22 protein-coding genes and 3 pseudogenes are annotated in these 24,087 nt (G+C 62.2%); 18 read left to right on the forward strand and 7 right to left on the reverse strand.

Features of this window, described 5'->3' with window-relative positions; all coding sequences use genetic code 11:
• Window positions 1-94: 94 nt before the first annotated feature.
• From BKA23_RS13995 to BKA23_RS14005, 3 genes are read left to right on the forward strand one after another with little or no spacing between them, the layout of a single operon-like run.
• On the forward strand, window positions 95-1,462 hold the full coding sequence (locus BKA23_RS13995) for an NAD(P)/FAD-dependent oxidoreductase (RefSeq protein ID WP_246104662.1): 1,368 nt from the start codon (window positions 95-97) through the stop codon (window positions 1,460-1,462).
• Window positions 1,459-3,015 (forward strand): APC family permease, encoded by a 1,557-nt coding sequence (locus tag BKA23_RS14000; RefSeq protein ID WP_145229467.1) that lies wholly within the window; start codon window positions 1,459-1,461, stop codon window positions 3,013-3,015. The genes BKA23_RS13995 and BKA23_RS14000 overlap by 4 nt, the downstream gene beginning before the upstream one ends.
• Before the next feature lie 52 nt (window positions 3,016-3,067).
• On the forward strand, window positions 3,068-3,442 hold the full coding sequence (locus tag BKA23_RS14005; RefSeq protein WP_145229469.1) for a cupin domain-containing protein: 375 nt from the start codon (window positions 3,068-3,070) through the stop codon (window positions 3,440-3,442).
• A gap of 36 nt (window positions 3,443-3,478) precedes the next feature.
• Here the strand turns inward: BKA23_RS14005 and BKA23_RS14010 are convergent, their stop codons facing one another.
• A complete protein-coding gene (locus BKA23_RS14010) occupies window positions 3,479-3,790 on the reverse strand; it encodes a hypothetical protein (protein WP_145229471.1) in 312 nt (103 codons plus the stop codon).
• Window positions 3,787-4,095, reverse strand: a complete 309-nt coding sequence (locus BKA23_RS14015; protein WP_145229473.1) for an AbrB/MazE/SpoVT family DNA-binding domain-containing protein — start codon at window positions 4,093-4,095, stop codon at window positions 3,787-3,789. The genes BKA23_RS14010 and BKA23_RS14015 overlap by 4 nt, the downstream gene beginning before the upstream one ends.
• A gap of 150 nt (window positions 4,096-4,245) precedes the next feature.
• Between BKA23_RS14015 and BKA23_RS14020 the strand changes: the two genes are divergently transcribed.
• Together BKA23_RS14020 and BKA23_RS14025 are read left to right on the forward strand one after the other, a co-directional pair.
• A complete protein-coding gene (locus BKA23_RS14020) occupies window positions 4,246-4,623 on the forward strand; it encodes a GNAT family N-acetyltransferase (RefSeq protein ID WP_145229475.1) in 378 nt (125 codons plus the stop codon).
• Between the two features lie 72 nt (window positions 4,624-4,695).
• Window positions 4,696-5,088 carry a DUF3290 domain-containing protein gene (locus tag BKA23_RS14025; RefSeq protein WP_145229477.1) on the forward strand — a complete coding sequence of 131 codons (393 nt, stop codon included), beginning with the start codon at window positions 4,696-4,698 and terminating at the stop codon, window positions 5,086-5,088.
• A 146-nt stretch (window positions 5,089-5,234) separates the two neighbouring features.
• On the opposite strand, the gene BKA23_RS14030 is transcribed toward BKA23_RS14025, so the two are convergent.
• Window positions 5,235-6,050 carry an acyl-CoA thioester hydrolase/BAAT C-terminal domain-containing protein gene (locus BKA23_RS14030; protein ID WP_170226542.1) on the reverse strand — a complete coding sequence of 272 codons (816 nt, stop codon included), beginning with the start codon at window positions 6,048-6,050 and terminating at the stop codon, window positions 5,235-5,237.
• Window positions 6,051-6,260: 210 nt separating this feature from the next.
• On the opposite strand from BKA23_RS14030, the gene BKA23_RS14035 reads away from it, so the two are divergent.
• Both BKA23_RS14035 and BKA23_RS14040 read left to right on the forward strand, forming a co-directional pair.
• On the forward strand, window positions 6,261-6,626 hold the full coding sequence (locus BKA23_RS14035; RefSeq protein ID WP_145229481.1) for a hypothetical protein: 366 nt from the start codon (window positions 6,261-6,263) through the stop codon (window positions 6,624-6,626).
• A 24-nt stretch (window positions 6,627-6,650) separates the two neighbouring features.
• On the forward strand, window positions 6,651-6,896 hold the full coding sequence (locus tag BKA23_RS14040; RefSeq protein WP_145229484.1) for a hypothetical protein: 246 nt from the start codon (window positions 6,651-6,653) through the stop codon (window positions 6,894-6,896).
• Here BKA23_RS14040 and BKA23_RS14045 read toward each other — a convergent pair.
• On the reverse strand, window positions 6,893-7,816 hold the full coding sequence (locus tag BKA23_RS14045; protein ID WP_145229485.1) for a LysR family transcriptional regulator: 924 nt from the start codon (window positions 7,814-7,816) through the stop codon (window positions 6,893-6,895). The two genes, BKA23_RS14040 and BKA23_RS14045, sit on opposite strands and share 4 nt — an antisense overlap.
• Before the next feature lie 94 nt (window positions 7,817-7,910).
• Here BKA23_RS14045 and BKA23_RS14050 point away from each other — a divergent pair, with 94 nt between their 5' ends.
• The 7 genes and pseudogenes from BKA23_RS14050 (at window position 7,911) to BKA23_RS18255 (ending at window position 13,549) form a co-directional block, all read left to right on the forward strand.
• The gene (locus BKA23_RS14050; RefSeq protein WP_281287567.1) at window positions 7,911-8,516 is read left to right on the forward strand and encodes a LysE family translocator; all 606 of its coding nucleotides are present in this window, start codon (window positions 7,911-7,913) and stop codon (window positions 8,514-8,516) included.
• A 257-nt stretch (window positions 8,517-8,773) separates the two neighbouring features.
• A pseudogene (locus BKA23_RS14055) lies at window positions 8,774-9,562 on the forward strand (IS256 family transposase); the annotation flags it as partial.
• Between the two features lie 241 nt (window positions 9,563-9,803).
• A complete protein-coding gene (locus tag BKA23_RS14060; RefSeq protein ID WP_145229489.1) occupies window positions 9,804-9,944 on the forward strand; it encodes an IS110 family transposase in 141 nt (46 codons plus the stop codon).
• Between the two features lie 117 nt (window positions 9,945-10,061).
• A complete protein-coding gene (locus BKA23_RS14065; protein ID WP_145224741.1) occupies window positions 10,062-11,309 on the forward strand; it encodes an IS256 family transposase in 1,248 nt (415 codons plus the stop codon).
• Window positions 11,310-11,392: 83 nt separating this feature from the next.
• A complete protein-coding gene (locus BKA23_RS14070) occupies window positions 11,393-12,460 on the forward strand; it encodes an IS110 family transposase (protein ID WP_281287568.1) in 1,068 nt (355 codons plus the stop codon).
• A 98-nt stretch (window positions 12,461-12,558) separates the two neighbouring features.
• Window positions 12,559-13,032, forward strand: a pseudogene (locus BKA23_RS14075) (transposase); the annotation flags it as partial.
• Window position 13,033: 1 nt separating this feature from the next.
• Entirely contained in the window at window positions 13,034-13,549 is a 516-nt protein-coding gene (locus BKA23_RS18255; protein ID WP_170226547.1) for a type ISP restriction/modification enzyme, read from the forward strand.
• On the opposite strand, the gene BKA23_RS14080 is transcribed toward BKA23_RS18255, so the two are convergent.
• Window positions 13,477-14,853 carry an ISL3 family transposase gene (locus BKA23_RS14080; protein ID WP_246104663.1) on the reverse strand — a complete coding sequence of 459 codons (1,377 nt, stop codon included), beginning with the start codon at window positions 14,851-14,853 and terminating at the stop codon, window positions 13,477-13,479. The two genes, BKA23_RS18255 and BKA23_RS14080, sit on opposite strands and share 73 nt — an antisense overlap.
• 99 nt (window positions 14,854-14,952) lie before the next feature.
• On the opposite strand from BKA23_RS14080, the pseudogene BKA23_RS14085 reads away from it, so the two are divergent.
• Both BKA23_RS14085 and BKA23_RS14090 read left to right on the forward strand, forming a co-directional pair.
• Window positions 14,953-15,909: pseudogene (locus BKA23_RS14085) on the forward strand (type ISP restriction/modification enzyme); the annotation flags it as partial.
• A 416-nt stretch (window positions 15,910-16,325) separates the two neighbouring features.
• Window positions 16,326-17,978 carry a GIY-YIG nuclease family protein gene (locus tag BKA23_RS14090; RefSeq protein WP_145229495.1) on the forward strand — a complete coding sequence of 551 codons (1,653 nt, stop codon included), beginning with the start codon at window positions 16,326-16,328 and terminating at the stop codon, window positions 17,976-17,978.
• A 118-nt stretch (window positions 17,979-18,096) separates the two neighbouring features.
• Here the strand turns inward: BKA23_RS14090 and BKA23_RS14095 are convergent, their stop codons facing one another.
• A complete protein-coding gene (locus BKA23_RS14095; RefSeq protein ID WP_145229496.1) occupies window positions 18,097-19,389 on the reverse strand; it encodes a hypothetical protein in 1,293 nt (430 codons plus the stop codon).
• Window positions 19,382-22,099 carry a helicase HerA-like domain-containing protein gene (locus BKA23_RS14100; protein ID WP_145229498.1) on the reverse strand — a complete coding sequence of 906 codons (2,718 nt, stop codon included), beginning with the start codon at window positions 22,097-22,099 and terminating at the stop codon, window positions 19,382-19,384. The genes BKA23_RS14095 and BKA23_RS14100 overlap by 8 nt, the downstream gene beginning before the upstream one ends.
• Window positions 22,100-22,262: 163 nt before the next feature.
• Here BKA23_RS14100 and BKA23_RS14105 point away from each other — a divergent pair, with 163 nt between their 5' ends.
• Both BKA23_RS14105 and BKA23_RS18260 read left to right on the forward strand, forming a co-directional pair.
• Window positions 22,263-22,739 carry a hypothetical protein gene (locus BKA23_RS14105; RefSeq protein WP_145229500.1) on the forward strand — a complete coding sequence of 159 codons (477 nt, stop codon included), beginning with the start codon at window positions 22,263-22,265 and terminating at the stop codon, window positions 22,737-22,739.
• A 639-nt stretch (window positions 22,740-23,378) separates the two neighbouring features.
• Entirely contained in the window at window positions 23,379-23,666 is a 288-nt protein-coding gene (locus BKA23_RS18260; protein WP_211841731.1) for a DUF2752 domain-containing protein, read from the forward strand.
• Window positions 23,667-24,087: the final 421 nt, after the last annotated feature.

Raw genomic sequence — 24,087 nt, forward strand, 5'->3', positions numbered from 1 at the left:
CGGGCAGCCCGCCCGGGCCTGTCGGCATACCCGATCGCGGCCTGATCCCTGCGACCCATTCGAACGAAAACCCAATGAAGAGGGTGACTTTCGCGTGTCCTACGAAGCGATGTACCGCGATGCGCGACGCATTCCGTTCTGGCTCGACCGGGCCGAGCGACCTGCTGCGCGCGAACCGCTGACCGGCGACCTGAACTGTGACCTGGCCGTCGTCGGCGGCGGATTCAGTGGTTTGTGGACGGCCCTGCTGGCCAAGGAGGCCGACCCCTCGCGGGATGTCGTGCTGGTCGAAGGCGACCGGTTGGCGTGGGCGGCCAGCGGTCGCAACGGCGGATTCTGCGCGGCCAGCCTGACGCACGGTTACGACAACGGCGCGACCCGCTTCGGTGAGGCCGCGATGCCTGAGATCGAGCGACTCGGTATGGCGAACCTCGACGCGATCGAGGCCACCGTCGAACGCCTCGGCATCGACTGCGATTTCGAGCGGACCGGCGAAGTCGACGTCGCAACACAGCCGTACCAGTTGGCAGAGTTGGGCGACGGCGACGACGTGCTCGATGCCGCCGCCATACGTGCCGAGCTGGACTCGCCGACCTTCCTCGGTGGGGCGTGGGACAAGACCGGTGTGGCGATGCTCGACCCGGCGAAGCTGGCCTGGGGGCTGGCGGCCGCCGCCGAATCGCTCGGCGTGCGGATCATCGAGCAGACCCCCGTCCGATCGCTCAACGCGGAATCGTCCACCGTCGAGTTGCGAGCCGACCACGGCGTCATACGTGCCGAGCGGGTTGCGTTGGGCACCAATGTCTTTCAGCCCTTGTTGAAGCGGCTGAGGTTGTTCACCGTGCCCGTCTATGACTACGTGCTGGTGACCGAGCCACTCACGGACGCGCAGCTGGAATCCATCGGCTGGCGCAACCGGCAAGGCTTCGGCGACAGCGGCAACCAGTTCCACTACTACCGGCTCACCGCCGACAACCGCATCCTGTGGGGCGGGTACGACGCGATCTACCACTTCGGTCGTCAGGTGAAGCCCGAGTATGACGACCGCCCCGCGACCTACGAGACGCTCGCCGGTCATTTCGTGCAGACCTTCCCGCAGCTGGCCGGAATCCGGTTCAGCCACCGCTGGGGCGGCGCGATCGACACGTGCACGCGCTTCTTCTCCTTCGCCGGGACGGCTGCCGGTGGGAAGGTCGCGTACAGCCTCGGCTACACCGGCCTCGGTGTCGGCGCGACGCGCTTCGGCGCGCAGGCGATGCTCGACCTGCTCGACGGCCGCGACACCGAGGTCACCCGCTCTCCGATCGTGCGCACCAAGCCACTGCCGTTCCCACCAGAACCGTTGGCGTATGCGGGAATTCAGCTGACGCGCGGTGCGCTCGCGCGGGCCGACGCGCATGAGGGCCGGCGCAATCTGTGGCTGCGTTCGCTGGATCGCCTCGGGTTGGGATTCGACTCATGACGGTGGAGAAGTCCGCGCACCCGACGTCCGGTCCGGCCGGCGCAGGTGATGGTGGGGCCGCGCTGCGCTCGGTCGACGTGCTCAAGCGTCAGGTGCGCACCCTCCCGCTGGTCGGCCTGATCTTCTTCAGCGTGTCCGGTGGGCCGTTCGGCCTGGAGGAGAGCGTCAGCAGCGGCGGCGCCGGCATGACGATGCTCATGCTGCTGGTGATCCCGGTGCTGTTCGGCATCCCATGCTCGCTGATGGCTGCCGAACTCGGCTCGGCGCTGCCGGTGGAAGGCGGGTACTACTACTGGGTCAAGGTCGGTCTCGGCAAATTCGCGGCCTTCACCGAGGGTGCCTGGCAGTGGATGAACAGCTTCCTGGACACCGCGCTCTACCCGATCGTCTTCGCCGACTACCTCGCCAACTACTGGGGCGGCGTGTCCCGCGGTCGGCACGTGTGGTTCTCGTTCTTCAACGGCCAATTCAGCATCGACACGCACTGGGTTGTCGCGGTGGCCTTCATGATTCCGTTGGCGTGGTTGAACATTCGCGGGTCGCGCCTTGTCGGCGACAGTTCGCTGTTGCTGATGGTCGTGGTGCTGCTGCCGTTCGCGGTGCTGTCCGTCTACGGGATCGTGCACATCATGCAACACGGCACGTGGAGTGACGCCACGTCACCGTTCACGCTGCCGGGGCAGAGCAACTTCAACGCCTTCGGCGCCTGCCTGGGTGTGGTCATCTGGAACTACATCGGCTGGGAGAACCCGTCGACGGTGCTGCCCGAGGTCGACGAGCCACGGCGAACCTTCCGGCGGGCCTTGATGATTGCGATCCCGCTGATCACGATCAGCTACGTGCTGCCGATGATCGCGGCGCTCGGGTCGGGTCTGCACAAGAACGACGCTGACTGGCAGGACGGCGACTTCGCGAATGTCGCCCGGTTGCTCGCCGGGCCGTGGCTGTTCTGGGTGCTGTCGATCGGCGTGATGATCGCACAGGTCGGACTGTTCTCCTCGTTGCTGATGAGCGGGTCACGCGTGCCGCGGGTGCTTGCGGCCGACGGCTATCTGCCCAAGTGGGTCGCCAAGGATCACCCGAAGCACAAGACACCCGCAGCTGCGATCATCCTGTCCTGCGTCATCTTCGCGGTCTTCTGCACGATGGATTTCTCCGCGCTGGTCGATGCCGATGTGCTGACGAACATGGCCGCGATCCTGCTCGAGTTCGCCGCCTTCATCGCGTTGCGCCGCAAACTGCCGGGTATGGCGCGGCCCTACCGCGTGCCCGGCGGAATGCTCGGAGCTGTCGGACTGGTCGTCTTTCCAACGGTTTTCACGATCTGGCTTGCCTGGAGCAGCTTGACCCAGGAGCCCGCAGCCTTCTGGATCGGCATCGTGATCCTGGTGCTCGGCCTGCTGTTTTACCCGCTGGCCAAGCGCACGCTGAAGAAGGGCGAAGCCGATGCTCCGGTGTTCAGCGACCTGGTCGACCTCGGCCCCGGCGTCGACACCGAGCAGGCCATGCGCTCCGGTCTGCTGGTGGCCGAGCGTGTGCCGGCCGGTGCGTGACAGCGCACCCCGACCGGCCACCGACCGAGACGTATGACGTGAGGATGTTCCGATGAGACAGCGGTTGTACGTTCCCGATGTGACTGCGGGCGAGTTGGCGCAGTCGTGTCCGCCGGGCACGAGCGTCGTGCAGGGAGAGCCGACTGCGGCATACACGGAGTTCGGCGGTGACGGTGATGGCGACGCTGTCGCCGACGACGGCCTGGACATCGGCCTGTGGGAGATGACGCCGGGCATCGTCACCGATGTCGAGCAGGACGAGTGCTTCCTGGTGGTCGCGGGAGAGGGTTCGGTGACCTTCGAGGACGGCACGACGCTCGCGTTGCGGCCCGGGACCCTCGTGCAGCTGCACGAGGGTGAGCGGACGACATGGACCGTCATACGCACGCTGCGGAAGGTCTACGTCGCCGGGCGCATCGCACACTGACGAGCGCTGTCGCGGTCGATCACCCCCAATGCCTCGTCAGGGCGAGGTGAAGTCATCGTGGTCGCCGACGCGTCGCCAGCGGCATCGCAGTTCACCATCGACGGTGATCAGTTCGACCGTCGCTCGGCCGTCCGCGCTGGCAAACGACCACGTCATCTCCAAGATGCCGGGAGCCGATCGCACGGATTTGATGCGCAACGATTGCGGCCATGGCGTTGCCGGGTCTTGGGCGAAGGCATCACATGCCGGCGCGAACTTCTCTTGAACGACCTTTCGGAAGGCGGCAGCGTGCTCACGTTTCAGTCGCTTGTAGTCGCTGTCGAACGCAGCAGTCGTTTCGAATTTCACTCGGAGTCGAGGTCGTCGAGGTGCTTCAGGAATGCATCGGTGGATTCGTGAACTGTCACGTTGCCCGCTGAGGTGTGCTCATCGACCTCGCGCTCGCGCTGCTGCCAGCGTTCGGCCCAGAACCACCGCTGATCTGCGGGGACAGGCAAGGCCGGGCGTAGCTCGATCACGCCGTCGGCGCGCTCGGTGATCTCCAACTGCGCGCCCGGTTCGTCCAGGTGAAGCCGCCGACGAATGTCGGCCGGGAGCGCAACAGTGCCGCGGCTCTGGACGCCGACGTAACGCGGGGCGGGCGACGTTGTCATACGTAGATCATACTGCCGCTCAGCGGTATTACAGCAAAGCAGCTTTCTTTCAGTTGCTCTGCAATGGCCCACATGTTGGGGCATTGCAGAGTGATGTCGGAGTGGCTGCGGCTAGTGGGGAGTGTCAGCGCTGCGGCATAGCCTTCACGCATGCGCACTGCACGGCTCTCGCTCGATCGTCCGCGGCACAGCGACCTGGCCGAATTGTTCGCCATCTACAGCGACCCGCGAGTGTGGACGCATTACCCGAGTCATCGGCATACCGAACCGGCGACGACCGAAGTGATGCTGCAGCGCTGGATCGACGGCTGGGCGAACGACGGCTTCGGCATGTGGATCGTGCGGACGCTGGACGATTCCGCGATGCTCGGGCACTGCGGATGCACCGTGCGGGCGGGTGCCTTCTGGAATCTTGGCTACTCGCCTGGTCTATGCCGATCGCGAGCTCACCCCGAACGAACTTGCGGCGACCCTGCGATGAGGTCGTCCTCGGAGGCCGCAACGGGTGTCGACGCAGTTGCGGAATGATGGCCCGATGGGGAGCACGGGGAAATCAGCCCTCGGCGGCGCGATCGCGATCAGCCGGAGGGCGTGAGCAACATGAGTCCTGAGAATCTGCACGAGTTCTTTCTCGGTTCGACTGGGGTGGCCGGTGCGCTCATCGGTCTGCTCTTCGTCGCGGTTTCCGTCGCCGGCGACAAATCCGCTGCGGCCGCCATCCCGCCGGAGTTGTATCGGGTTCGTGCCCAAGCTGCACTCACGACCTTCGTGAACAGTCTGGTCGTCTCACTGGTGGCGCTGATTCCCGCAGATGCGCTGGGTACGACCGCTCTTGTCGCTGCGCTGATGGGATTGGCGTCCGTGGTCGGGTCGTTGTTCGTCCTGCTCAGACGGCACCAGTCGAGGGTCAGCAAACGGGATGTCACGCTGCTCGCGTCACTGTTCGTCTTGTTCTTGTGCGGTCCCAATTATCCGCAATTCCTGCGACGCTGACTCTTGATAAACAGTTTTGACCTGTTGGGGGGATCAGGTCGTGCACGACTTTGCGGGTGTTCTGCCCGTTCCACCTAGCACCGACAGAGACAAGAAACTCGTCGTCGATTGAGCATTCTCTGTCGAGACAGCGGAAGTGCTGGTCCTTAACGGGTTGTGGTGAGTTCGTTCAGGATGACGGGCCATGCTTGAGACCCGAGTTCGCGATCAGCGTTTTCGTTCCCACCCCGCATCATGGTCGCGCCCGTTGTGACTGGGTGCTCGCCGGGGAGGATGGTGCGGTGCCCAGCGTGAGGATGGACGATCAGCTGGGTCACGAGGCCTGCCTGTGCACGATGCGCAACGATTCGCTGGGCGTGCGCGACACTGGGCCAGACTTGATCGTCCCCGCCGGCAACCAGCACTAAGCGGTTGATATGTTCCACTGGGATTCGCGCGGTGGTGGCAGCGTGTCCTGCTGTGCTCCAGGACTTTTCGTACAAGGGTCGGAAGTGGGCCGGGGTCTGTGCCACGTGCTCGTTCCAGTCGAACGGCACGTACGGCAGTGCCTGGCCGCGGAGTGTCCAGTGCGATGTTTCGCGGTCGCCGTCGTAGCCGGCCCACACGACGTCAGAGGGCGCGAACGCGATGACTTCCGCGACGTCATCAGACAGTGCGCCGACCAGCAGTGCCGCTTCCGACCCGAACGAGGTACCGGCGACCCACACCCGGTCACACTCAGTCTTCAACCAGTCGATGCGTTGAAAGAACGTTTCGAGTGGGATCTCCCAGGGGCTGGTGTGCTGGCCGGTGCCACCGAACCATCGGGTCGACTCCGCCAAGCATCCATGTTCAGCGAATATCCGCGCTCGATCGGTATCGATCCGGCCGCTGGAGCCCGCAAGAACCAGGACGCCGGTGCCTGTCGGTCGCTCGGGTGCCCACCGCACACCGTCCGGATCGGAAAATTCAACGGGAAACACATCGCCATTGTGTCGGTGCACGCCATCCGTGCCATGACCGCCGCCTCAACCGCTTGCTAGAGGGATCGTCTTCGGATCATCCACACTGCCCGCACCCCACGCGACGCATACTCTCGATAAGAGGTTTTCGCCCCTCCCGAGCCTCGGTCCGTTCGCAGGGTCGTGATGATCGGATCGGGTCGCGGAGTGTTCAGTAGGGGGATCGCTAACGTGACAGATTCGCAGCGGGTCGACCTGCGGGCACTGCTGGGCTTGTGCGACGACACAGACCCTGGTGAGACTGCTGACGTGACCCGAGCAGGCGCCAGAGATTCCTCCTGGCATGACCATGACGTCGCGATCGCTGCGACAGCCTGGTTGGCGGCGCCCCGCAATTCCGACGCTTACCGGCGTCTGGTCGAGGCGGTCGACCGGCGGAATCAGTGGCTTCAACCCGTGCTCACCGAATCGAGCGAGCAGCCCGAGATTCTCGATGAGGTTGGGGCTGATCGGCCGCCGGCCAGTGTCGGCGACGTTTTCGGCGGGCTCGACGCGAGAGCGGCGCTGGAGCGCCTGCGGCGAGGAATTGACGGCTAGGTGTCAATCGCGCAGGGTCCGGGAATGGAGCCGCCCCGCGGGCCGGATCGACTGCTGAATGCGTCCTGGCCGAAGTATCCGCGGGCAGTGAAGCTGGCACCTGAGCCGATCGAGGTCGAGGTCCGATTGGTGTGGGATGACGGCGAGGAATGGTGCCGCGGCCGACCTGACCGGTGGACTCAGCGACACGTGTCCGTCAAGCTCTGGCATCCACGAGTCGCGCCGGTGCAGGGGGTGTGGGTCGCGCCGGACGACGTGCGGCGTGTCTAGCTGTGCGGTTCGTTGCTGGGGTTGCGGAGTGAGTGGCGTATCGAGCTGATCGCGGCGGTGATGGCGGGTTGTTGTTGCGCGGTATGTCGGGTCACGGCAGTGAGGCGGCGGTTCATGGGCCGGGGAAGGGTTGTGCGGCCTAGGCGTTCCTGATGGGCGCGGGTGACGAGTTCGGGCAGTAGTGCCACGCCTGCCTCGGCGCTGACGAGGTCGGCGATCGTCAGGAGTCCTTCGAACTCCCACCGCCGGAGGGGCTCGGCTTGTAGCTGCTCGAGGAAGTGGTCTCCTGCGATTCGAGATCCGTGGCCGCGCGGAGCGGATATCCACACGTGGCTGCTGATGAGTTGGGCGAGTTCTTCACGTGTCTGTGGGGCGTTGTAACGGCCGGCGGTGGCTGGGTAGGTCAGGTGGATGGGGTCGGTGTGGAGCAGGTAGGGGCGTAGTCCTTCTGGGGGTGATGCCGGTGGGGATGCCCATGAGTCGATGACGGCTAAGTCCGAGCGGTGCGATGTGACGTCGAGCAGCGCGGTCTCCGCGCTGCTCTCTTTGAGTGTTAGATCTAAACCGGGGTGGTCCGCCTGGAGACTGATCAGGCTCGTTGCGACGACGGCCGCCAGGTTGGGGATGGTCGTGATGACCAATCTGCCGGTAACGGTGCCAGCCAAGTGCGCTAGTTCCGATTCGATGTCCTCAGCGAGGGCGAGAAGATCTTTCGAGCGTGCTACGAGTGCGCGGCCAGCAGGAGTGAGGGAAGCAGAGCGGGCCGTGCGTTCGATCAGCGCGGTCCCCATCTCGCGCTCTAGCCCCGCTAGTTGTTGCGACACCGCGGACGGGGTGTATCCAAGAGCGGCGGCGGTGGCGCTGATCGTGCCGAACTCGCCGAAGCGTTGCAAGGTTCGTAGGCGAAGCAAATCGAGCATCAGTCCTCCTTACTCTGGGCACCATAATGTTGCGCTTTTATTGGTGCTTGCAAGGCACTAGACAGGAACCATGCCTACCGCATCCACGCTGTTGATGTTCCTCGTCGTGTGTCTGGGCGTAGTTCTTGTCCCAGGACCATCGAACATGTTGATACTCAGCTGCGGGTTGAGTAGGGGTCGCCGCTACGCAATGGCTGCGGTCACCGGTGTGGAGACCGCTTCGGCGGTGCGTGTCGTGGCGACCGCCGCCGGACTAGCGACGCTGCTGGCATCCTCGCCGACGGTGTATGCACTCATCCGGTGGGCAGGAGTCGCGTACCTGATCTGGCTCGCGGCGCAAGCGTTGCGCGGCCGAGACCACAACCCGCCGGAACCGTCCCAGGGGCACTTGCCCGCCGGACAGGGACTGCGCGGCGCTGGCCGCGGTTTCGTGGTCGCGCTAGCGAACCCAAAGATGGTGATCTTCTTCCTCGCCCTCTTTCCCCAATTCGTGCACCCCGGCCGCGGTCCTGCCGCGGTGCAAATGCTGCTGCTCGGCGCGATCTTTTGGTTCCTCGGAGCGGTCTGGGATATCGCCCTTGCCCTGGCCTCCGATGCAATCGGGGGGCGCCTACGAGACCGGCCCAAGATCCGTCGCGCTCAAAAGCACCTAGAGGTCATCACCTATCTCCTTCTCGCCGGCTGGGCAGCACTTACCTGAGCACAAAACCTTCAAGGTCGACCAGCGAGGGGTGCACCCGTCTCGATAGACGATCACGCTGACTCTCGATGAGCGGTTTCTGAGGGACTGTCCGGCGAACGGTGTAACTGGCCTGACACGCCGACCGTGGTTGGCGGGGAAGGTTTGTGATGACCGAAACACTGGCGGCTGTGCCGCTTGAAGATGATGCTGTCCCTGTTCGTGCCGATGAGGCTGCGCCGATACCTGCCGCGGCGGATGAGTCTGCGGCGGTGGTGATGCCCTCGGAGCGGGCGATGATCGCGCAGCTCGTGCGCGCCGCGCGTGCTCGTGGTGATGATCTGACCGGTCCGGACGGGTTACTGAAGCTCTTGACCAAGACGGTGTTGGAAACTGCCTTGGATGAGGAGATGAACCAGCACTTGGGCTATGACAAGCACGCCGTGGCGGGCCGTGACGGCGGCAACTCCCGCAACGGGACCCGTACCAAGACCGTGCTGACCGACAACGTCGGCCCGGTCACGATCCAGGTGCCCCGCGACCGCGACGCCTCTTTCGACCCAGTCATCGTCCGCAAGCGGCAACGCCGACTGGGTGATGTCGACACGATCGTGTTGTCGTTATACGCCAAGGGTTTGACCACTGGTGAGATCAGCGCGCACTTCGCCGAGGTGTACGGCGCGAGCCTGTCCAAGGACCGGATCAGCGTGATCACCGACCGTGTCATCGGTGAGATGACCGACTGGTGTGCTCGACCGTTGCTGCCGGTGTACGCGGCGATCTTCATTGACGCGATCTACGTCAAGGTCCGCGATGGACAGGTCGGTAACCGCCCGTTCTACGCCGCGATCGGTGTTGATCTGCAGGGCCGGCGTGACGTCCTGGGGTTGTGGGCCGGTACTGCCGGGCACGGTGAGTCCGCGAAGTTCTGGATGAGTGTGCTTGCTGAAATGAAGAACCGCGGTGTCACGGACGTGTTCTTCATCGTGTGTGACGGCCTCAAAGGATTGCCCGACAGCGCGAACACGGTCTTCCCACTCGCCACGGTTCAGACCTCATCTATGCACCATGGGTGTGGCGGGATAGTCCCGCTGGTTGTCTGCGCCGTCGCGGGTAGGACCGATTCAAACGAGTTGCCCTCGAGGTCCACACGCAGACCCGTCCGCCCGTGGCGGGGCAGGCTCGACATGATTGGCCAGCGGGAGCAGCGCCTACCCGTTCCGGGTTGAGCGCCGAGATGAGGTTCCGAACAGTCGAGCCCGCCGCGCATACGGCATCAGGCGACCCGAAGTTCCCGGAAGGAGCAGCATGGTCACCACCGAAGCAGAACATCCGCACGCGATGTTCGCCGGCATCGATTGGGGCGGCACCCACCACCAGATCTGCGTCGTCGACCACACGGGCACGATCCAGGTCCAACGAAGAATCGAACACACGGTAACCAGTTGAGTCCCGCATAGTGGTGTAGCGCGGTCGCCGTGATCGTCCTGGTAGTGGACGTGGGTGCGGCCACCGCGTGATCCTTCGAGTGAACGTCTCACTGCACTCTCGAATGGAGTCATCACGATGACCGCACCACATATTGTCGACCCTGCCAGCTTGCTGAGCGAGGCCTTGTCCGAAGCCAGTCCGGATCTGATGCGCAGTCTGTTGCAAACGGTGATTAACGCGTTGTTGTCCGCGGACGCTGACGCGGTCGTGGGCGCCGAGTACGGTCGTCCCTCACCCGAGCGGTCCGCGCAACGCAACGGGTACCGTCACCGGCCCTTGGACACCAGGGTCGGCACAATCGACGTCGCGATCCCGAAGCTACGCACCGGGACCTACTTTCCCCAGTGGCTGCTGGAACGACGCAAACGCACCGAGTCCGCGTTGATCACCGTGGTCGCGGACTGCTACCTGGCCGGGGTGTCTACCCGCCGGATGGACAAGTTGGTGAAGACATTGGGCATCGACTCACTGTCGAAATCGCAGGTGTCTCGGATGGCAGCCGATCTCGATGGCATCGTCGAGGACTTCCGGCACCGGCCCTTGAGTGATGCGGGTCCGTTCACGTTCGTGACCGCTGACGCGCTCACGATGAAAGTGCGTGAAGGCGGGCGGGTGATCAACGCCGTCGCCTTGTTAGCGACTGGTGTCAACGGGGACGGCCACCGCGAAGTCCTCGGCCTACGGGTAGCCACCTCAGAGACCGGGCCGGCGTGGAAGGAGTTCTTCGCCGACTTGGTCGCCCGCGGCCTGAGCGGTGTCCGACTGGTCACTTCCGACGCCCACCACGGCCTGGTGGAAGCGATCGGCGCGAACCTACCCGGCGCGTCCTGGCAACGCTGCCGCACGCACTACGCCGCGAACCTCATGAGCGTGACACCGAAAAGCATGTGGCCAGCAGTCAAAGCGATGCTGCACTCGGTGTATGACCAACCCGACACGGCCAGCGTGCATGCCCAGTTCGACCGGCTCCTGGACTACGTCCAGGAGAAGCTGCCCGACGTGCACGCCCACCTCGACGCTGCTCGCGCGGACATCCTGGCGTTCACCACGTTCCCCAAAGACGTGTGGACCCAGATCTGGTCCAACAACCCCACCGAACGCCTCAACCGGGAGATCCGCCGCCGTACCGACTCCGTCGGCATCTTCCCCCACCGGGCCGCGATCGTGCGCCTGGTCGGAGCCGTCCTGGCCGAGCAAACCGACGAATGGGCAGAAGGACGCCGCTACCTCGGCCTCGACATCCTCACCCGATGCCGCATCACCCCCACGCCCGGCACCGAACCCCAGATCGGAGCTGATCACCTACCCCAACTCACCACCTAAAACCTCAACAAGGAGAACGCACCCCGCTACACCACTACCAGGGACTTGACCCGGTAACCGGGTTCACCGAAATCGACCGGCTTCTGGACGCTTTCGCATCTCGAGGAGTCCTACGGGTATCCATCGAACGGGCCGAGGGAATCCTGGTCGAGCACCTCCTTGACCGTGGTGAGAGCGTGTTTTGCATCTCGCCGAAGATCTCCGCTCGGGCCCGGGAACGATACCGGGTTGCCAACACCAAATCCGACGCCTTCGACGCGTTCGTCCTGGCCGACACCCTGCGCCATGAACACGTGCACTGGCGGCCCCTGAGCCGGCCATCCGCGCTGACCGCTCAGATCGCAGCGTTGTCCCGGGACCGAGAACGAGTCATCGTGATGCAACGCGCCGTGGAGTCACGGCTCCGCGCCGCGTTGGAGGCCTACCACCCCGCGCCGTTGCACCTGTTCTCTTCCCTGGACCGCGACATCACCCTGGCGTTCATCCGCGACTACCCCACCCCCGCGGCAGCCGCCCGGGTCACCGAAGACCGGATGCGACGATTCTGCGCCCGACACGGCTACACCGGCCGCGTCGAGCCAGCAGCCCTGTGCGACCGGTTACGTCCGCACCTACTCACCGCAACTGACGGCACGATCACGGGAAAGCACACGGCAGCCTTGATGCTGGTCGATCAACTCGAACTGCTCAACACCAACATCCGCACGTACAACGCGATGTTGACCCCGCTGGTCAGCGCACACCCTGACGGGCCAGTCTTCACCAGCTTCCCCGGCATCGCCACCGTGATCGCCGCGACCATGATCGGGGAAATGGGCGACGACAGAGCCCGATTCCCCACCGCCGCAACCCTGCTGGCCGAAGCAGGCCTGGCCCCGGTCACCCGCGCATCCGGACGCACCCGCCAAGTCCGCTTCCGGTACGCCGCGAACAAACGACTACGGCATAGCATCGACTGGTGGATGACCGTCGCCGCCCGCGAAGACCCCTGGTCAGGCGACGTCTATGAACACGCCCGCAACGCAGGCCAGGGCCGCTACCGCGCCTACCGCGGCCTGGGCGCACGCTGGACCCGGATCCTGTGGCGCGCTTGGACCGACCACGAACCGTTCGACCCCACCCGCGTCCACCACCAAGCACCCGCGGCATAACCCCACCAGCACCACCAACCGGCAAGACAACCCCAGCCTCGCCGGCGCCCCCACCTGCCCACTACCCACCACCGCCACACCCACCCAGGTTGACAGCGGGAGTCTGCATCATCCATCTGATCCGTGGCTCGTTTCGGTACGCCTCCAAGAAGTACTGGGAGAAAATGGCCAAAGACCTACGACCGATCTACACCGCACCCTCACGGGATGCGGCGTGGGCGGCGTTCGAGCAGTTCGAAGAGACCTGGGCAGCCCAATATCCGGCGATCTCGACGCTGTGGCGCGACGCGTGGGAGCGGTTCGTGCCGTTCCTGGACTACGACGTCGAGATCCGCCGGGTCTTGTGCTCCACCAACGGGATTGAGTCATTGAATGCTCGTTACCGGCGTGCGGTCACCACGAAGGGCCACTTCCCGACCGAACAGGCCGCGCTCAAAACCTTGTACCTGGTGACCAGGTCGCTGGACCCCAAGGGCACTGGCCAGGCACGCTGGACCATGCGGTGGAAACCAGCCCTCAACGCGTTCGCGATCACCTTCGCCGACCGCATGCCAGCAGCGGAGAACCTCTAAAATGAACAACGCCAGTTACACCGTTAACCGGACACTCCCGCTCTCCGCTGTCGCTGAGGCAAGAACTGTAGTGGGGTTAACTGTCAGGGATATTACACCCAACGGTTTTGGTGACTGGCTAAATCAAAGGCGCGATGATTTCGAGCATTTCTTTCCCGTGTCCACCGGTGTAGCAAAAAATTCATTGTTCTCAGTAATATCAAATGGTGTGAAATCGCAGCGGGATGCATGGGTATGGAATTTCTCTAAGCGTGAGCTCATCTCAAACGTCGGGAGAACAATCGATGTATTCAACGAAAAATCGAAGTTGCTAGATGGATCGGCGCCACCGGTCGATCAGGTCAGCTGGTCGCGTAGGATGTCTCGCCTCGCCTCGATTGGAAAATCTTTTTCCCTCAATCGTGATCAGGTCCGGGTGGCCTTCTATCGACCTTATACGGCTCTTCATACCTGCGGTGGGGGTAGGTGTTCGGGGTGGGTGAGTCCGCCGCCGATGAGGAGCATGCGTAGCCGGTAGTTGTGACGGTTGCGGAAGCCTCGGGCGACGCGGCGGTGGAGTTCGATGAGGCCGTTGATCGCTTCGGTGCCTCCGTTGTTGGCGCGGCCGGTGGTGAAGTAGGCCAGGAATGCTTCTTTCCACCGGTTGAGGGTCTTGCCGAGACGGCGGATCTCGGGGATCGGGCAGTTGGGGAAGGAGTCGAGGATTTTGGTGGCGATGGTGCGTCCGGTAGCCAGGTCTTCGGCGGCGTAGGCGCTACGCAGTTGCTGGGCGGCTTGCCATGCGATGGACACTTCTTCGTGTGCCTCGTGCGCGTTGATGGCCGCGGTCAAGCGGGCTTTCTGCTTGTCGGTCAACCGGTCGGGGTTACAGCGCAGGATGGTCATGATCGAGTAGAGCGGGTCACCTTTGCGGCCGCGGTGTCCGAGGGTGTCGTGCTGCACCCGGCGGCGCACGTCATCGACGGCGTCAGTACCAAGCTTGACGACGTGGAAAGCGTCCAATACGGCTGTAGCGTCTTCTAATTCGTCATCGATTGCGTTCTTGTACCCCTGGAACGGGTCGAGCGTGGCGACCTTGATGTGGTCCCGGAACGTGTGGTTGCGGGCCTTGAGCCAGTCGGCGTACACGACCCCGGATCGGCCGGGTACCAGGTCCAGCAGCCTGGCCCGGACGCGCCACTGTCCTTTGTTCTTCCCGGAGGTGACCTGGTGGCGGGTCAGGTCGACCATCCCGGTCAGCTCTTTGGGTCCCCGCTTGATGGTGGATACGTGGTGCCAGATGTGCTCGTCCACGCCTAAGGTCCTCACGCCGTTGAACCGGGTCGGGTCCGCGTCCATCGCTTCCAACAGCGGCTTGATCGCCGACCAGACGGTGCGCCAGGTCGTGCCCAACTGCCGCGCGATGCCCTGCACGGAGGCGTTCTCGCGGCGGATCTGGCGGATCGCCCACCAGCACGCCCGAGTGGTCAGCAGCGCCCGCGGCGCGGCGACCCGATCGTCCTGCTCAGTGAAACCCTTCGTCCCGCAGGAAGGTTCGCTACAAGACCACGTCCGCTTACGCCATCGAACTCGCACCGGCCGCCCGAACGACGGCGCATCGATCAGTTCGTGAACCCGACGGCCATGACTCTCGGCGACCACCCCACAGGCGGCACAGCCCATCAGCCCAGCCGGTGATTCGACCGTCACGATCAGCCCGTAGTCACGTTCGCCGACATCGGTCACGTGCAGGCCAGGTAAGCCGACCAATAGGTCGCACCGGGCGCAACACGAGCCAGCAGAGCATGCGCGGGCACACCCGCACCCCGTAGGGTCAGACATCGTCGAGGTCCTTGAGATCAGAAGAGGTAGAAGACCTTCCGATCCTCAGGGACCTCGACCCTTCACCAGCTCAAGCCACCCCTCGGCTCGTCGCGCTCACCCCCACCCCAAGTACGAAGAGCCCCTTATACCAAGGCGTTTCTATATGCTTCAAAGGACCTCGTTGACGAACCAGGGAAGACTAGATTTATGTTTCCTGGAGCACTGCGAAATAATGCGATTTACTGTACAGCTCCCGGCGGGTCTTCATCGTTTGCAGTTTTCGCAATTGACGAGATCCCAGATCTTACAATGCCAGGCGCTGGAAATCCCGGTCAGATTCTTGCTCGCTGGCGGTACGAACCTGACGATGGGACGCTCGCCCTCAATGTGCTTGAAGTCGTCGATGGGTACCGGAAGATCGACAACATCACCGACGAGGCACTGGCGAGATTCGTTGCCGCGTATGGTGATTCGTTTACCAAGGACGACATCTTCCACTACGTCTATGGTCTTCTGCACTCACCGGACTACCGCGACACCTACGCGGCGGACTTGAAGCGGATGCTGGCACGCATCCCGCTCGTGGCCGATGCCAAGCCGTACGTCGACGCTGGCCGTGCACTGATGGAACTGCACTTGGGCTACGAGAGCGTTGAGCCGTACTCGCTGGCGGGGCTGCACGACCCGTCGTACCCCGCTGTCGAGGCTCGGGCGGCGTTCGAGTTTTTCCGGGTTCAGAAGATGACGTTCCCAAAGCAACGAGATCCGGAGACCAAGAAGCTCGTGGCCGACAAGTCGAGCATCGTCTACAACAGCAAGATCACCCTGTCAGGTATCCCCGAGGATGCTCACCGGTACATGCTTGGGTCTCGCTCGGCGATCGAGTGGATCATCGACCGTTACCAAGTCAAGACTGACAAGGCATCCGGCATCGTCAACGACCCGAACGACTGGTCACGCGAGGTCAACGACCCGCGGTACGTCATCGACCTGCTGGCTCGGATCGTGACAGTCAGCGTGGAGACGACGAAGATCGTGGATGGTCTGCCCGCGCTGGATGTGCGGGACAGTTAGCTCACGGTGCTTGCTCATTGGGGTGTGGTCCATTTGGTGAAAGGGGGAGGGCTGTGGCAGTCGAGGTCGCGACAGTGATTGCGGTAGAGCCGTATAACAATCGCTTCGCCCCAGATGTGTGGTTGCCCTCGATCCTCACGGATCGAGACGGGCGGTCAGTGCGGCTGGCGCCGGGGGAGGACGATGTGTATGTCGGTGATGTTGTCCTGCTTCACGAACAACCTGGCCGCGCACGGTCGTTGACCGCAACGGTTATGCGGGATCGTCGCACCACGGTTCCGGTGGGGCCGTGGTTGACGCATTGCCCAGCGTGCGGTGCCGTCACTGTTAAGGAGAGCAATTCCTTCAGCGGTGGGGATCGCCGGTGCACGAATAGGATCTCGTGCAGACCACAGATCCATGGCCGGCTGCGGTGGATGGCCGGCGAGGATGCGTTCGATCTTCCAATGCTCAGGTCAGTCAGCAAAGACCTCTTGGAGTGCCGGGTATTGATCGATGAGCGGGGCCTGTTCGAGCTGACCGCGGAAGCACTGCAGGAGACGACACGTCCTGCACCGTTCGACGGTCAGAAGCGTCAGGCGGTGTTCAACCCCATCCACGCCCAGCGCTTCATCACACATTTGGAGCAGACGCGTCAGGTGTCGGCTGCGCGGGTGTTGACCGCGCTGGAACAGGGGATGGGTCTGAGTCGGGAGTCTGCGCGGGCCGGCACTTCTCATCGTGCATCGCAGTGGAGCCTTCTTCGATGGTTCGGATCTATCCACATGATGGCGGATGCGACAGCACAAGAGCTCGCGACGGGGCTTCTTCGCGATGCCACCAGCCGCGGAGTGAGCCCTAGGACACAGGCGTACTACGAGGATTGTGCTGAACACATGGCGGCGTGGTTCGCGTTGCCGTGGAGCAGGGACCTGCTGCAACGGTGGGATGCGGCTGGTATCCGGATGCGCGAGCCTCGCTCTACCTGCCAGCGGACCATTCCCGGAACCAAGGTCACGATGGTTTCGGCCCCAGAACGATCAACAAGCTCAGACGGTCACGAGATAAAGCCGATCACCGAACAGGATCGGGAGGCGGAGCGAAGGCGGACACGGGACGGGTCGCGTGCGGTTGACGACGTCTACCGCCACGGCGGACATGTCATTCGATCTGATGACGCCGACTACGTGTACTGCCCGGAAAACCCATCTTTGGATGTCGTCGACACCCGGCAAGGGTTCCGGACTGTTCTCACGCGCAGCGAGTTTCACCGATTCTTGGCCAAAGGACCCGGAGCGGTCCCGCCCAGCACCCCAGCCGCGGACAGTATGTGGGCACAGATCCGGGATGCCCACCCTGGCGCATTCCGTATCGGTTCTCGTGGCCAGCTCCCGCAGCACCCGGCCGTTACCTCAGCGGGAGCTTTGTACATGTACACCCGGGCAACCGGGCAGATCGTGGTGGTTCTTGCCGGCAGCCTGCAGTCGGCGATCGATGCGCTTGAAAGCGACTCGGATGTCGCCTTTGCTCGTACCCGCAGCGTGTGGGTACCTGGAAGCATCGAAACGCTGCGCCGCGACAGTCCGGTGTTACGGGACGGGTCACCGAGTCCGCTGCAGCGCGGCCGGACACGACTCATTCAATCCGAGGACGATTGGGCCAATGTTCCGCACATCGCCGGTATCTATCGGATCCATCTCATCGACGAGCTCGGCCCCAGCGTGTACATCGGCCGTAGTCAAGACCTTCGTATCCGGCCACGTCGTCACGAAAAAACCGCCGGTCGGTCATGGAGCGATGGGACCAGCCTGGGCATCGTAAAAATTGAGCTGATCCGCGTCAAAGGCAACGACCAAGGGCACGCCTGGTCGATGTTCGATCTGGATAACGCCGAAGCTCTACACATCGCCCGCGCCCAAGAACGTGCCCTGCAGGGCGGGCCACGGGTTTTGAACATCACCGGTGGGCGCAACGGGCCACCGAGCCGTCCACGCAGCCAGATGTACGTCTGGAAGGCCGAGAGCTCGAACCCGCCTCTCGAACAGGCCCCAGGCTGGATTTTAAAAGGCGAACCAGAATCTTACTTGTAAATTGAGATCACGCTCAAATGGCACGACTCAGGAGCCGGTCCCCCCGACTGACCGGTGCGCATTCGGTTTCTATTCGCTGTCGCGAGTGGTGTGCTTCCTGGCGCCTACCCTCGAGATGTCACGGGCGCCCGATGAAATCTCGAGGGTAGGGACGGGCTGGCTGGGTGGTCACCACGGTTTCATGTTCCTTGCGCGTGTTTGTCCAGCATGCGTGCCACAGATCGATGGGGATGACGTTCCCCGCGCCATCGTCGCGACCGGTGTCATTGATAACGAATCCGGTCAACTCTCCACTCGACTTGTCCCGGACGGTTCCCGTGACCTGGACGGCATGGTTTGTCCCCGACCGCCCGTCAGCGTCGTAGCAGATCGGTGATTCGAACGGGGACAGACGCCACATCTCTGTGGCATCCAAGGCCGTTATGACTCCCCGCCCGGCCTCGACGTATTCCGCGAGTTCTTCGGGGCTCTGCGGGTACTCGATCGTATTTTCGATCCCATAACTCTGCAGTAGCTCGTGACGATTCTGCCCAGTGGTGCCACCGTTCAGTTTGTTGGCATCCATTGTTCCGTCTGGGAGGACCTCGTCTTTGTGGCTCGTGTCGCACAGTCCCGCTGCGGCAGCACGATCGACTACAGCGCCTTCTGTGACGTTAACGCCGAACTCTCGTGCCATGGCGGCCACTGATGCCAGGCCGCAGTCATTTTCATAGCCTTTCTCATTGCGGCCTTGCTGGTGCCACTGGTCTGCGCGGCTCACTGGATTTCCGCCTAGTACGTCACCGCCATTTTCCCGTCTCGCTAAAGCTGCTTTGGCGTCGTTGATGACTCGCTGCTCCTTCGGCGTATGGGCATCTGGTGGCATTTCTGGCGGATCGTTCTGGTCAAGCTGAGCTGCATCAGTCGAGTCTTGGAATTCTGCTTCTGTCGCTGGGCCGAGGTTCTTGGAATCGAATCGATTTGCGATAGCAGTAGTCGGCTCTTCATCCATGACACGCTGGTCATCGATCGCACTCCGACTCGGACCCTGTTCGAGAGGATCAGAAAGTTTGGATTCGGTTGCTGAGATGGCCTCGCCACGTTCAGGGTCTATCGTTGTGTCGCGCAAGATACTGCGGTCGGTGTCCGTCTCGCTGGAGTTAGGGCGAGCCATCAATGTCTCTGGCTCTGAAGACGGGTCGACACAATCGTCAAGGTGATGTATTGGCGAGGTGCGATCTGTGCGTACCTCCGAATCCGCATCGGTCAACGAATCGGCTTTGGAGTCCGAGGGAGGAGAGTTGTCGGCAGTATCGTTCGTGGGTCCTATGTCGTCTGGCTGTGGCGTGTAGTCGTCTAGGTAATCGATATCACGATGGGCTGGAAAATATTTCTCGGCAACGTTGTTGTCGCCATTCTCCCTGTTATCCATTAGGTGTTGTTACCTTCCGCACGATATGTTCGAGATTCTGTCTGGTTTTATCATTCGCTTGTCGGATGGCGAAGGCGTAACCATCAATCGATGCGTGCACTGCGGCGCAGTAGGTTGTTTGGACTTCGCTTCCTGCTGTTCCGGCTATCAGAAGTGCGGATGAGACGAATCCTTTTTCTTTCGGGAGTTTAGAAGCCGCTCTCAGCGGGTCCTCTAGTTGGTTTGCGATGGTCCGACCGCGGCGTCGGACTTCGGGCTCGCAACCCGATGGGCAAACGCTTGAAGCGCATAGTCCGTAAGGGCGAATCTGGTAGGTTCTATTTCGGTGTTCGCCCATGTGTTCTCGGACTTCGGCGGTGGTCACACCCTGCCGGGTGTTGATTCCTTCGGCTGGCAGGATTTTTATAAGTTCAGTTTCATCACGTCCCGGCCATCGAGCGAGCAGTTCCCCTGCAGCTAATCGTGCGGCAATGTGTCGTGTGGGTTCATCGGCGCGGAGGTCTTTCAGCATTGCCTCCCTGTCGTCGTCGCTGAGCATCGAATGGATCAGGCGAGTGTTCGTGTTGGCAACTGCGGCGGTTGCGAGCTGGTTAGGGTGCTGGGAGCTGAGGATGAATCCTTCGCCATTCGCGCGTAGCTCTGCGATGGCTTCGCAGAAGGCACGCACGGCGTCTGCGCGGCCAGTGCCTTCGGATTCAGACTGCCTGCCGCTGTCCTCGGTAAGGAGCCGATGTGCTTCTTCAAGGATGGTTACATGCCGCAGCTGGCTGGGGCCACGTCTGGTGGCTTCTGCTTTGACGCGCTCCAAGAGAAACGAAGAGACAATCATTTTTTCGTCGCGATCGGCGATGTCGTCCAGCTCGACAACAAGCGGTTTGGACAGGAGCTCCAGAAAATCAGATGAGCGTGTCGTGTCCAGGAGGCGGCCTTTGCTTCCCTGCAGGAGGCTTTCCAGTCGAACCTTGAACGCTAGCCCGATATTTTTTGCTTCACCGAGGTACCCCACGCTGTTAAACACGGTGTCGTACGCGCGGAGCAGGTCCCGGATGGTCGGTGGCTCGACGTTATCTTCGATGGTGGTGTCGTCGTCCCATCCAGCATTTTCGTACACGAGAGCCAAGGCCTTGGTGAGAATCTGAGGTTGCGGAGCGAACAGTGGTAGCGCCATCTTCAGCGCTGATAGGACGGTTCCCTGGTATGACTCACACCGGACGCCGGGTGGCGGCTCGAGAATGTTCAAGCGCAGGGGAGATACCGAATCGTTGCCCAGTGTGACGACGACGAGTTGTTCCATGCCATCCATCATCAGCAGCGATCGGTACTCGGTCTTCCTCGTCTCGATCGCGAGGAACGGAATCGCGTGGTCTGTCCATAGTTGATGGGCCAGGCTCAGAACGGTGGTCGTTTTCCCGGCGCCGGATGCCCCAACGACCAGCGTATGCCGATTGATCGCGTCGAGTGGAATGCGTTCCTCACGTCCGCGTTCGCCGTGGCTGAGGGTGTAACCGAGGTATAAACCGTCCGACATATCGTCGACATCGTGGTGACGTCGAAGTGTGATTGCCCGTGAGAGGGATATCCCTGGGACACCGGACTCGTCCGGTACCGGCAGGACGAGCAAGGAGGCTGCGTCGCTGATGTCGTATAGGTAGGGCATGCGCATCAGAGAGAATGGCGCGCGCTCGTGTTGCCAGATGCTGTCTCCGCCCCAGGGAGCCAGTTCCAGGGTGTCGAAGCTGAACGCAGCTTGCTGGGTTGTTCCTGGCGTTCGTGGTGCTTCGACCGTCATTATGTGGGGCTGTGTTTCGTCGCGGCGCTCACCCAAGGCAGTCGCAAGGGATGTAGCGACAGTGACCGCGGTCTCTGGGAGCCCGCGAACGGCGAAGCGAGCGAGCAGAGGCCGCTTGAGGCGGCGAAACATGTTTTGCCACTTGTCTAAGGCAATGCCAGCATTTGCACATGCGGGCAAATACTGAGCGTTTCCGTAGAGATCGTACTCTGTGTGGGATTCTGAGAGCTGTTCAAGGTTCGTCATGATCGTGCCGAGTACATTCAGCTCCACAGGGTGAAGCTCAGTTTGCTGAAAGAGGAGACTCACTTCTACTCGGCTGGTTGTCTGCATCAACCGCGACCAAAACTTCGTCCACCCCGAGCCATCGCCAGTCGAGGAGTCGACTGCGTAATAGAACTCGGCCGGGATGTCATCCCACTCGGGGAACGTCACATGCTCGCGACGCCGTAATTCAACGATCGCCCAGCCCAAGTCCTGAACATCGACAGACGTCCCGTCGAACAATGGTTGTTCCGGGGGTCTTGTCTCAAAACCGTGCGGAAGCTGCGATCCTGCAGCCGCCACGGCGAGACCGGGCACCGGCGAGAGCGGTTGACGAGCCATTGCCGACAAGTAGGTACGGATCCGTGTACCTACCGCACCAGGCTGGGCGACGTAACGAACTTCAAAAGCCGAGCACCCTGGCATCAGAGCGGCATCGGCGAGCACCCCCAAGCCTGTCGAGCGCATGACCTGCCACGGCTGACGTTCCTCAGCGACGAGATCCGCGCTGCGGGGGGCACCAACCACCTCGAGCGTGGCGTACGTGTGGCCGGTCTGCTCGAACCACGTGGGAGGCCCAGGGTCGTGCCACAGGGCAGCCCGACCGTAGACAACGGACGTCACAGGAAGCGCCCGGGATGCGATCTGATCTGGCACACGGCTGACTTACCACGTCTCACCCCCTCGTGGCTAGGTCATGGGACGCGAACACGAAAATCACTTAATCCGTGGACCGGATGCACTTTGGGCCGCTACAGTCCCCCGGCATGGGCGTGTCAACCGGGTACCGCCTCCGAGTGCGACGAGGGGTGAATTTCCGATGCCAGACGAGATGCACGGCAGCTTCGACTACATGGTCAACGGTGCCGCTCACAACGGCCCGTTGTTTTTAAAGACCGTCCAGGATAGATGCAACGCTCAAGATCTTGGGATCAAGCTCGCTCCGAAAGCAGCAGGCAAAGGGCGAACCGTTATGCATGGCGAAGTCGTGATGGGTAGAGCGTTCCGGGGGAGGGTTCCGTTTCACTTTCAGGTGTTCGCGGATCGAAAGGGACCATTGCTGCACGTCGGCTACCAACTCACCACGACGGACACGCCTGCCGGTTATGGCTACCGCGGCAGAATGGGCGAGGCCATGTATGTGGGTCAGCAAAGAGTGATCGCCGACCCGGACACTCAACGCCAACTCTCGGGAATGATCCAAGCGTTTCATTTGGTCGTATTCGACCCGACTCTTCGCCAACTTGTCGAGTCCGTGGGGGGAAATATACCATCAAACGGATTCATGGGTGCGTAGGACAAACTTCTAGAAAGAGCGGCATCATGAGTAGCGCAGCTGCCTTATTTGTTGGCACGTGGGCGGGTGGCGCCGTGGTCGGCGTCGGACTGTACGCACTGTCCAAGAAGCAATTTCCGGAGAAGTGCACCGAGAAGACTGAGCGGTTTCGGGCACTCACTCTCGTTGGCCTGATTCCGTGTTGTGGGTTTAATATTTTTGCGTCAGTCATTTACTATGTGATGTTCATAGGAAAAGCAAAATTCGACGATGTTCGTGCTGGGCGAACTAAAGGGGAATTTGAACGCAGCCTTGGTGAAACACGGTCGGGTTCTGTAGAGTCTCGAAATCCTTTTGGAAGCTCCGATAGACAGGATCCGCCGCCGGCTCCGGAGGCGAATCCATTTGGTCCGAAACCGACTCAAGATGAAGGTCGTTCAGGAGACCAAAATCCGTTTGGTTCCACTTCGCAGTCTCAGTCTGGAGGTACATCAAACCCGTTTGGCGAGGGGACAACTCATGGCGCAAGTAGCGGAACTACCGAGAACCCATTCCCTGACTAGGCGTGCACGTCGGGCAGTGCCTTCTGAAATTGTTGTGCTTGGCTTGGCCGCGGGGGCTTCCGTTGTCCTCCAGCGCGTTACGCACGAAGTGTGTCCTATGTACGCCGCAACGGGGCTTTATTGCCCCGCGTGCGGCGCAACGAGATCGGTATACGCACTTTTGCGGGGAGATTTCACCGCGGCACTCGTTTACAATGCAGCTCTTATCGCCAGTATTTTTCTTATAGGAACACGCGCACTTCTCATGCTATGTGGCTATGACCGATCGGTCAGAAAGATTGACCAATTGGTAGGTTCCTGGTCAATTCAGTCATGGGCAGCGATTGCAGTCTGCTGGACGATAGTAAGAAATCTATCTATCATGCACGGTATTCTTCGTCCCTAAATGAGGACCGCGCTAACGGCATGATCCTGAGGCGGGCGCCCCTCGGCGCGGGGGAGGGAGCTGGCCTTGGGAGCACTGACCATGACCCCTGTTCCAGTGGTTGGCGGTGTCCCAGCCATCAGTCTCCGAGAACCCGGACCCACGAGGCCTGAGTAGTTCGTCTGCATGTTGCGCGTCGCGCAGGACCGCGCTGGCCGGTTACCGGCGCCGGGATTTGTGGATGTCGGTGGCTGCTTGGGTGATGTGGGTGGAGGTGTGACTCGGGCCTCGGCAAAGGCGGTGTGTCAGCGGTGTGACCTGCGGAAATGTGTGATTCCGGGTGGCGTGTTGTGTCTGGTGGGCGTGGGGCTGGTGATGATGATGGGGAGTTCTCACACAACCGACGCGACCAGAGAGCCCCGCGCCGCTCGTCGGATGCCTG

Origin of the sequence: Rudaeicoccus suwonensis, assembly GCF_007829035.1 — a bacterium.
GTDB classification, from domain to species: domain Bacteria; phylum Actinomycetota; class Actinomycetes; order Actinomycetales; family Dermatophilaceae; genus Rudaeicoccus; species Rudaeicoccus suwonensis.

Excerpts from the sequence above, each read along its gene's own strand:
- BKA23_RS14000 (WP_145229467.1), top strand. The coding sequence starts at position 1,459 with ATGACGGTGGAGAAGTCCGCGCACCCGACGTCCGGTCCGGCCGGCGCA.
- BKA23_RS14005 (WP_145229469.1), top strand. The coding sequence starts at position 3,068 with ATGAGACAGCGGTTGTACGTTCCCGATGTGACTGCGGGCGAGTTGGCG.
- BKA23_RS14015 (WP_145229473.1), bottom strand. The coding sequence starts at position 4,095 with ATGACAACGTCGCCCGCCCCGCGTTACGTCGGCGTCCAGAGCCGCGGC.
- BKA23_RS14020 (WP_145229475.1), top strand. The coding sequence starts at position 4,246 with ATGCGCACTGCACGGCTCTCGCTCGATCGTCCGCGGCACAGCGACCTG.
- BKA23_RS14025 (WP_145229477.1), top strand. The coding sequence starts at position 4,696 with ATGAGTCCTGAGAATCTGCACGAGTTCTTTCTCGGTTCGACTGGGGTG.
- BKA23_RS14040 (WP_145229484.1), top strand. The coding sequence starts at position 6,651 with ATGGAGCCGCCCCGCGGGCCGGATCGACTGCTGAATGCGTCCTGGCCG.
- BKA23_RS14045 (WP_145229485.1), bottom strand. The coding sequence starts at position 7,816 with ATGCTCGATTTGCTTCGCCTACGAACCTTGCAACGCTTCGGCGAGTTC.
- BKA23_RS14050 (WP_281287567.1), top strand. The coding sequence starts at position 7,911 with ATGTTCCTCGTCGTGTGTCTGGGCGTAGTTCTTGTCCCAGGACCATCG.
- BKA23_RS14060 (WP_145229489.1), top strand. The coding sequence starts at position 9,804 with ATGGTCACCACCGAAGCAGAACATCCGCACGCGATGTTCGCCGGCATC.
- BKA23_RS14065 (WP_145224741.1), top strand. The coding sequence starts at position 10,062 with ATGACCGCACCACATATTGTCGACCCTGCCAGCTTGCTGAGCGAGGCC.
- BKA23_RS18255 (WP_170226547.1), top strand. The coding sequence starts at position 13,034 with ATGAACAACGCCAGTTACACCGTTAACCGGACACTCCCGCTCTCCGCT.
- BKA23_RS14080 (WP_246104663.1), bottom strand. The coding sequence starts at position 14,853 with ATGTCTGACCCTACGGGGTGCGGGTGTGCCCGCGCATGCTCTGCTGGC.
- BKA23_RS14090 (WP_145229495.1), top strand. The coding sequence starts at position 16,326 with ATGGCCGGCGAGGATGCGTTCGATCTTCCAATGCTCAGGTCAGTCAGC.
- BKA23_RS14095 (WP_145229496.1), bottom strand. The coding sequence starts at position 19,389 with ATGGATAACAGGGAGAATGGCGACAACAACGTTGCCGAGAAATATTTT.
- BKA23_RS14105 (WP_145229500.1), top strand. The coding sequence starts at position 22,263 with ATGCCAGACGAGATGCACGGCAGCTTCGACTACATGGTCAACGGTGCC.
- BKA23_RS18260 (WP_211841731.1), top strand. The coding sequence starts at position 23,379 with ATGTACGCCGCAACGGGGCTTTATTGCCCCGCGTGCGGCGCAACGAGA.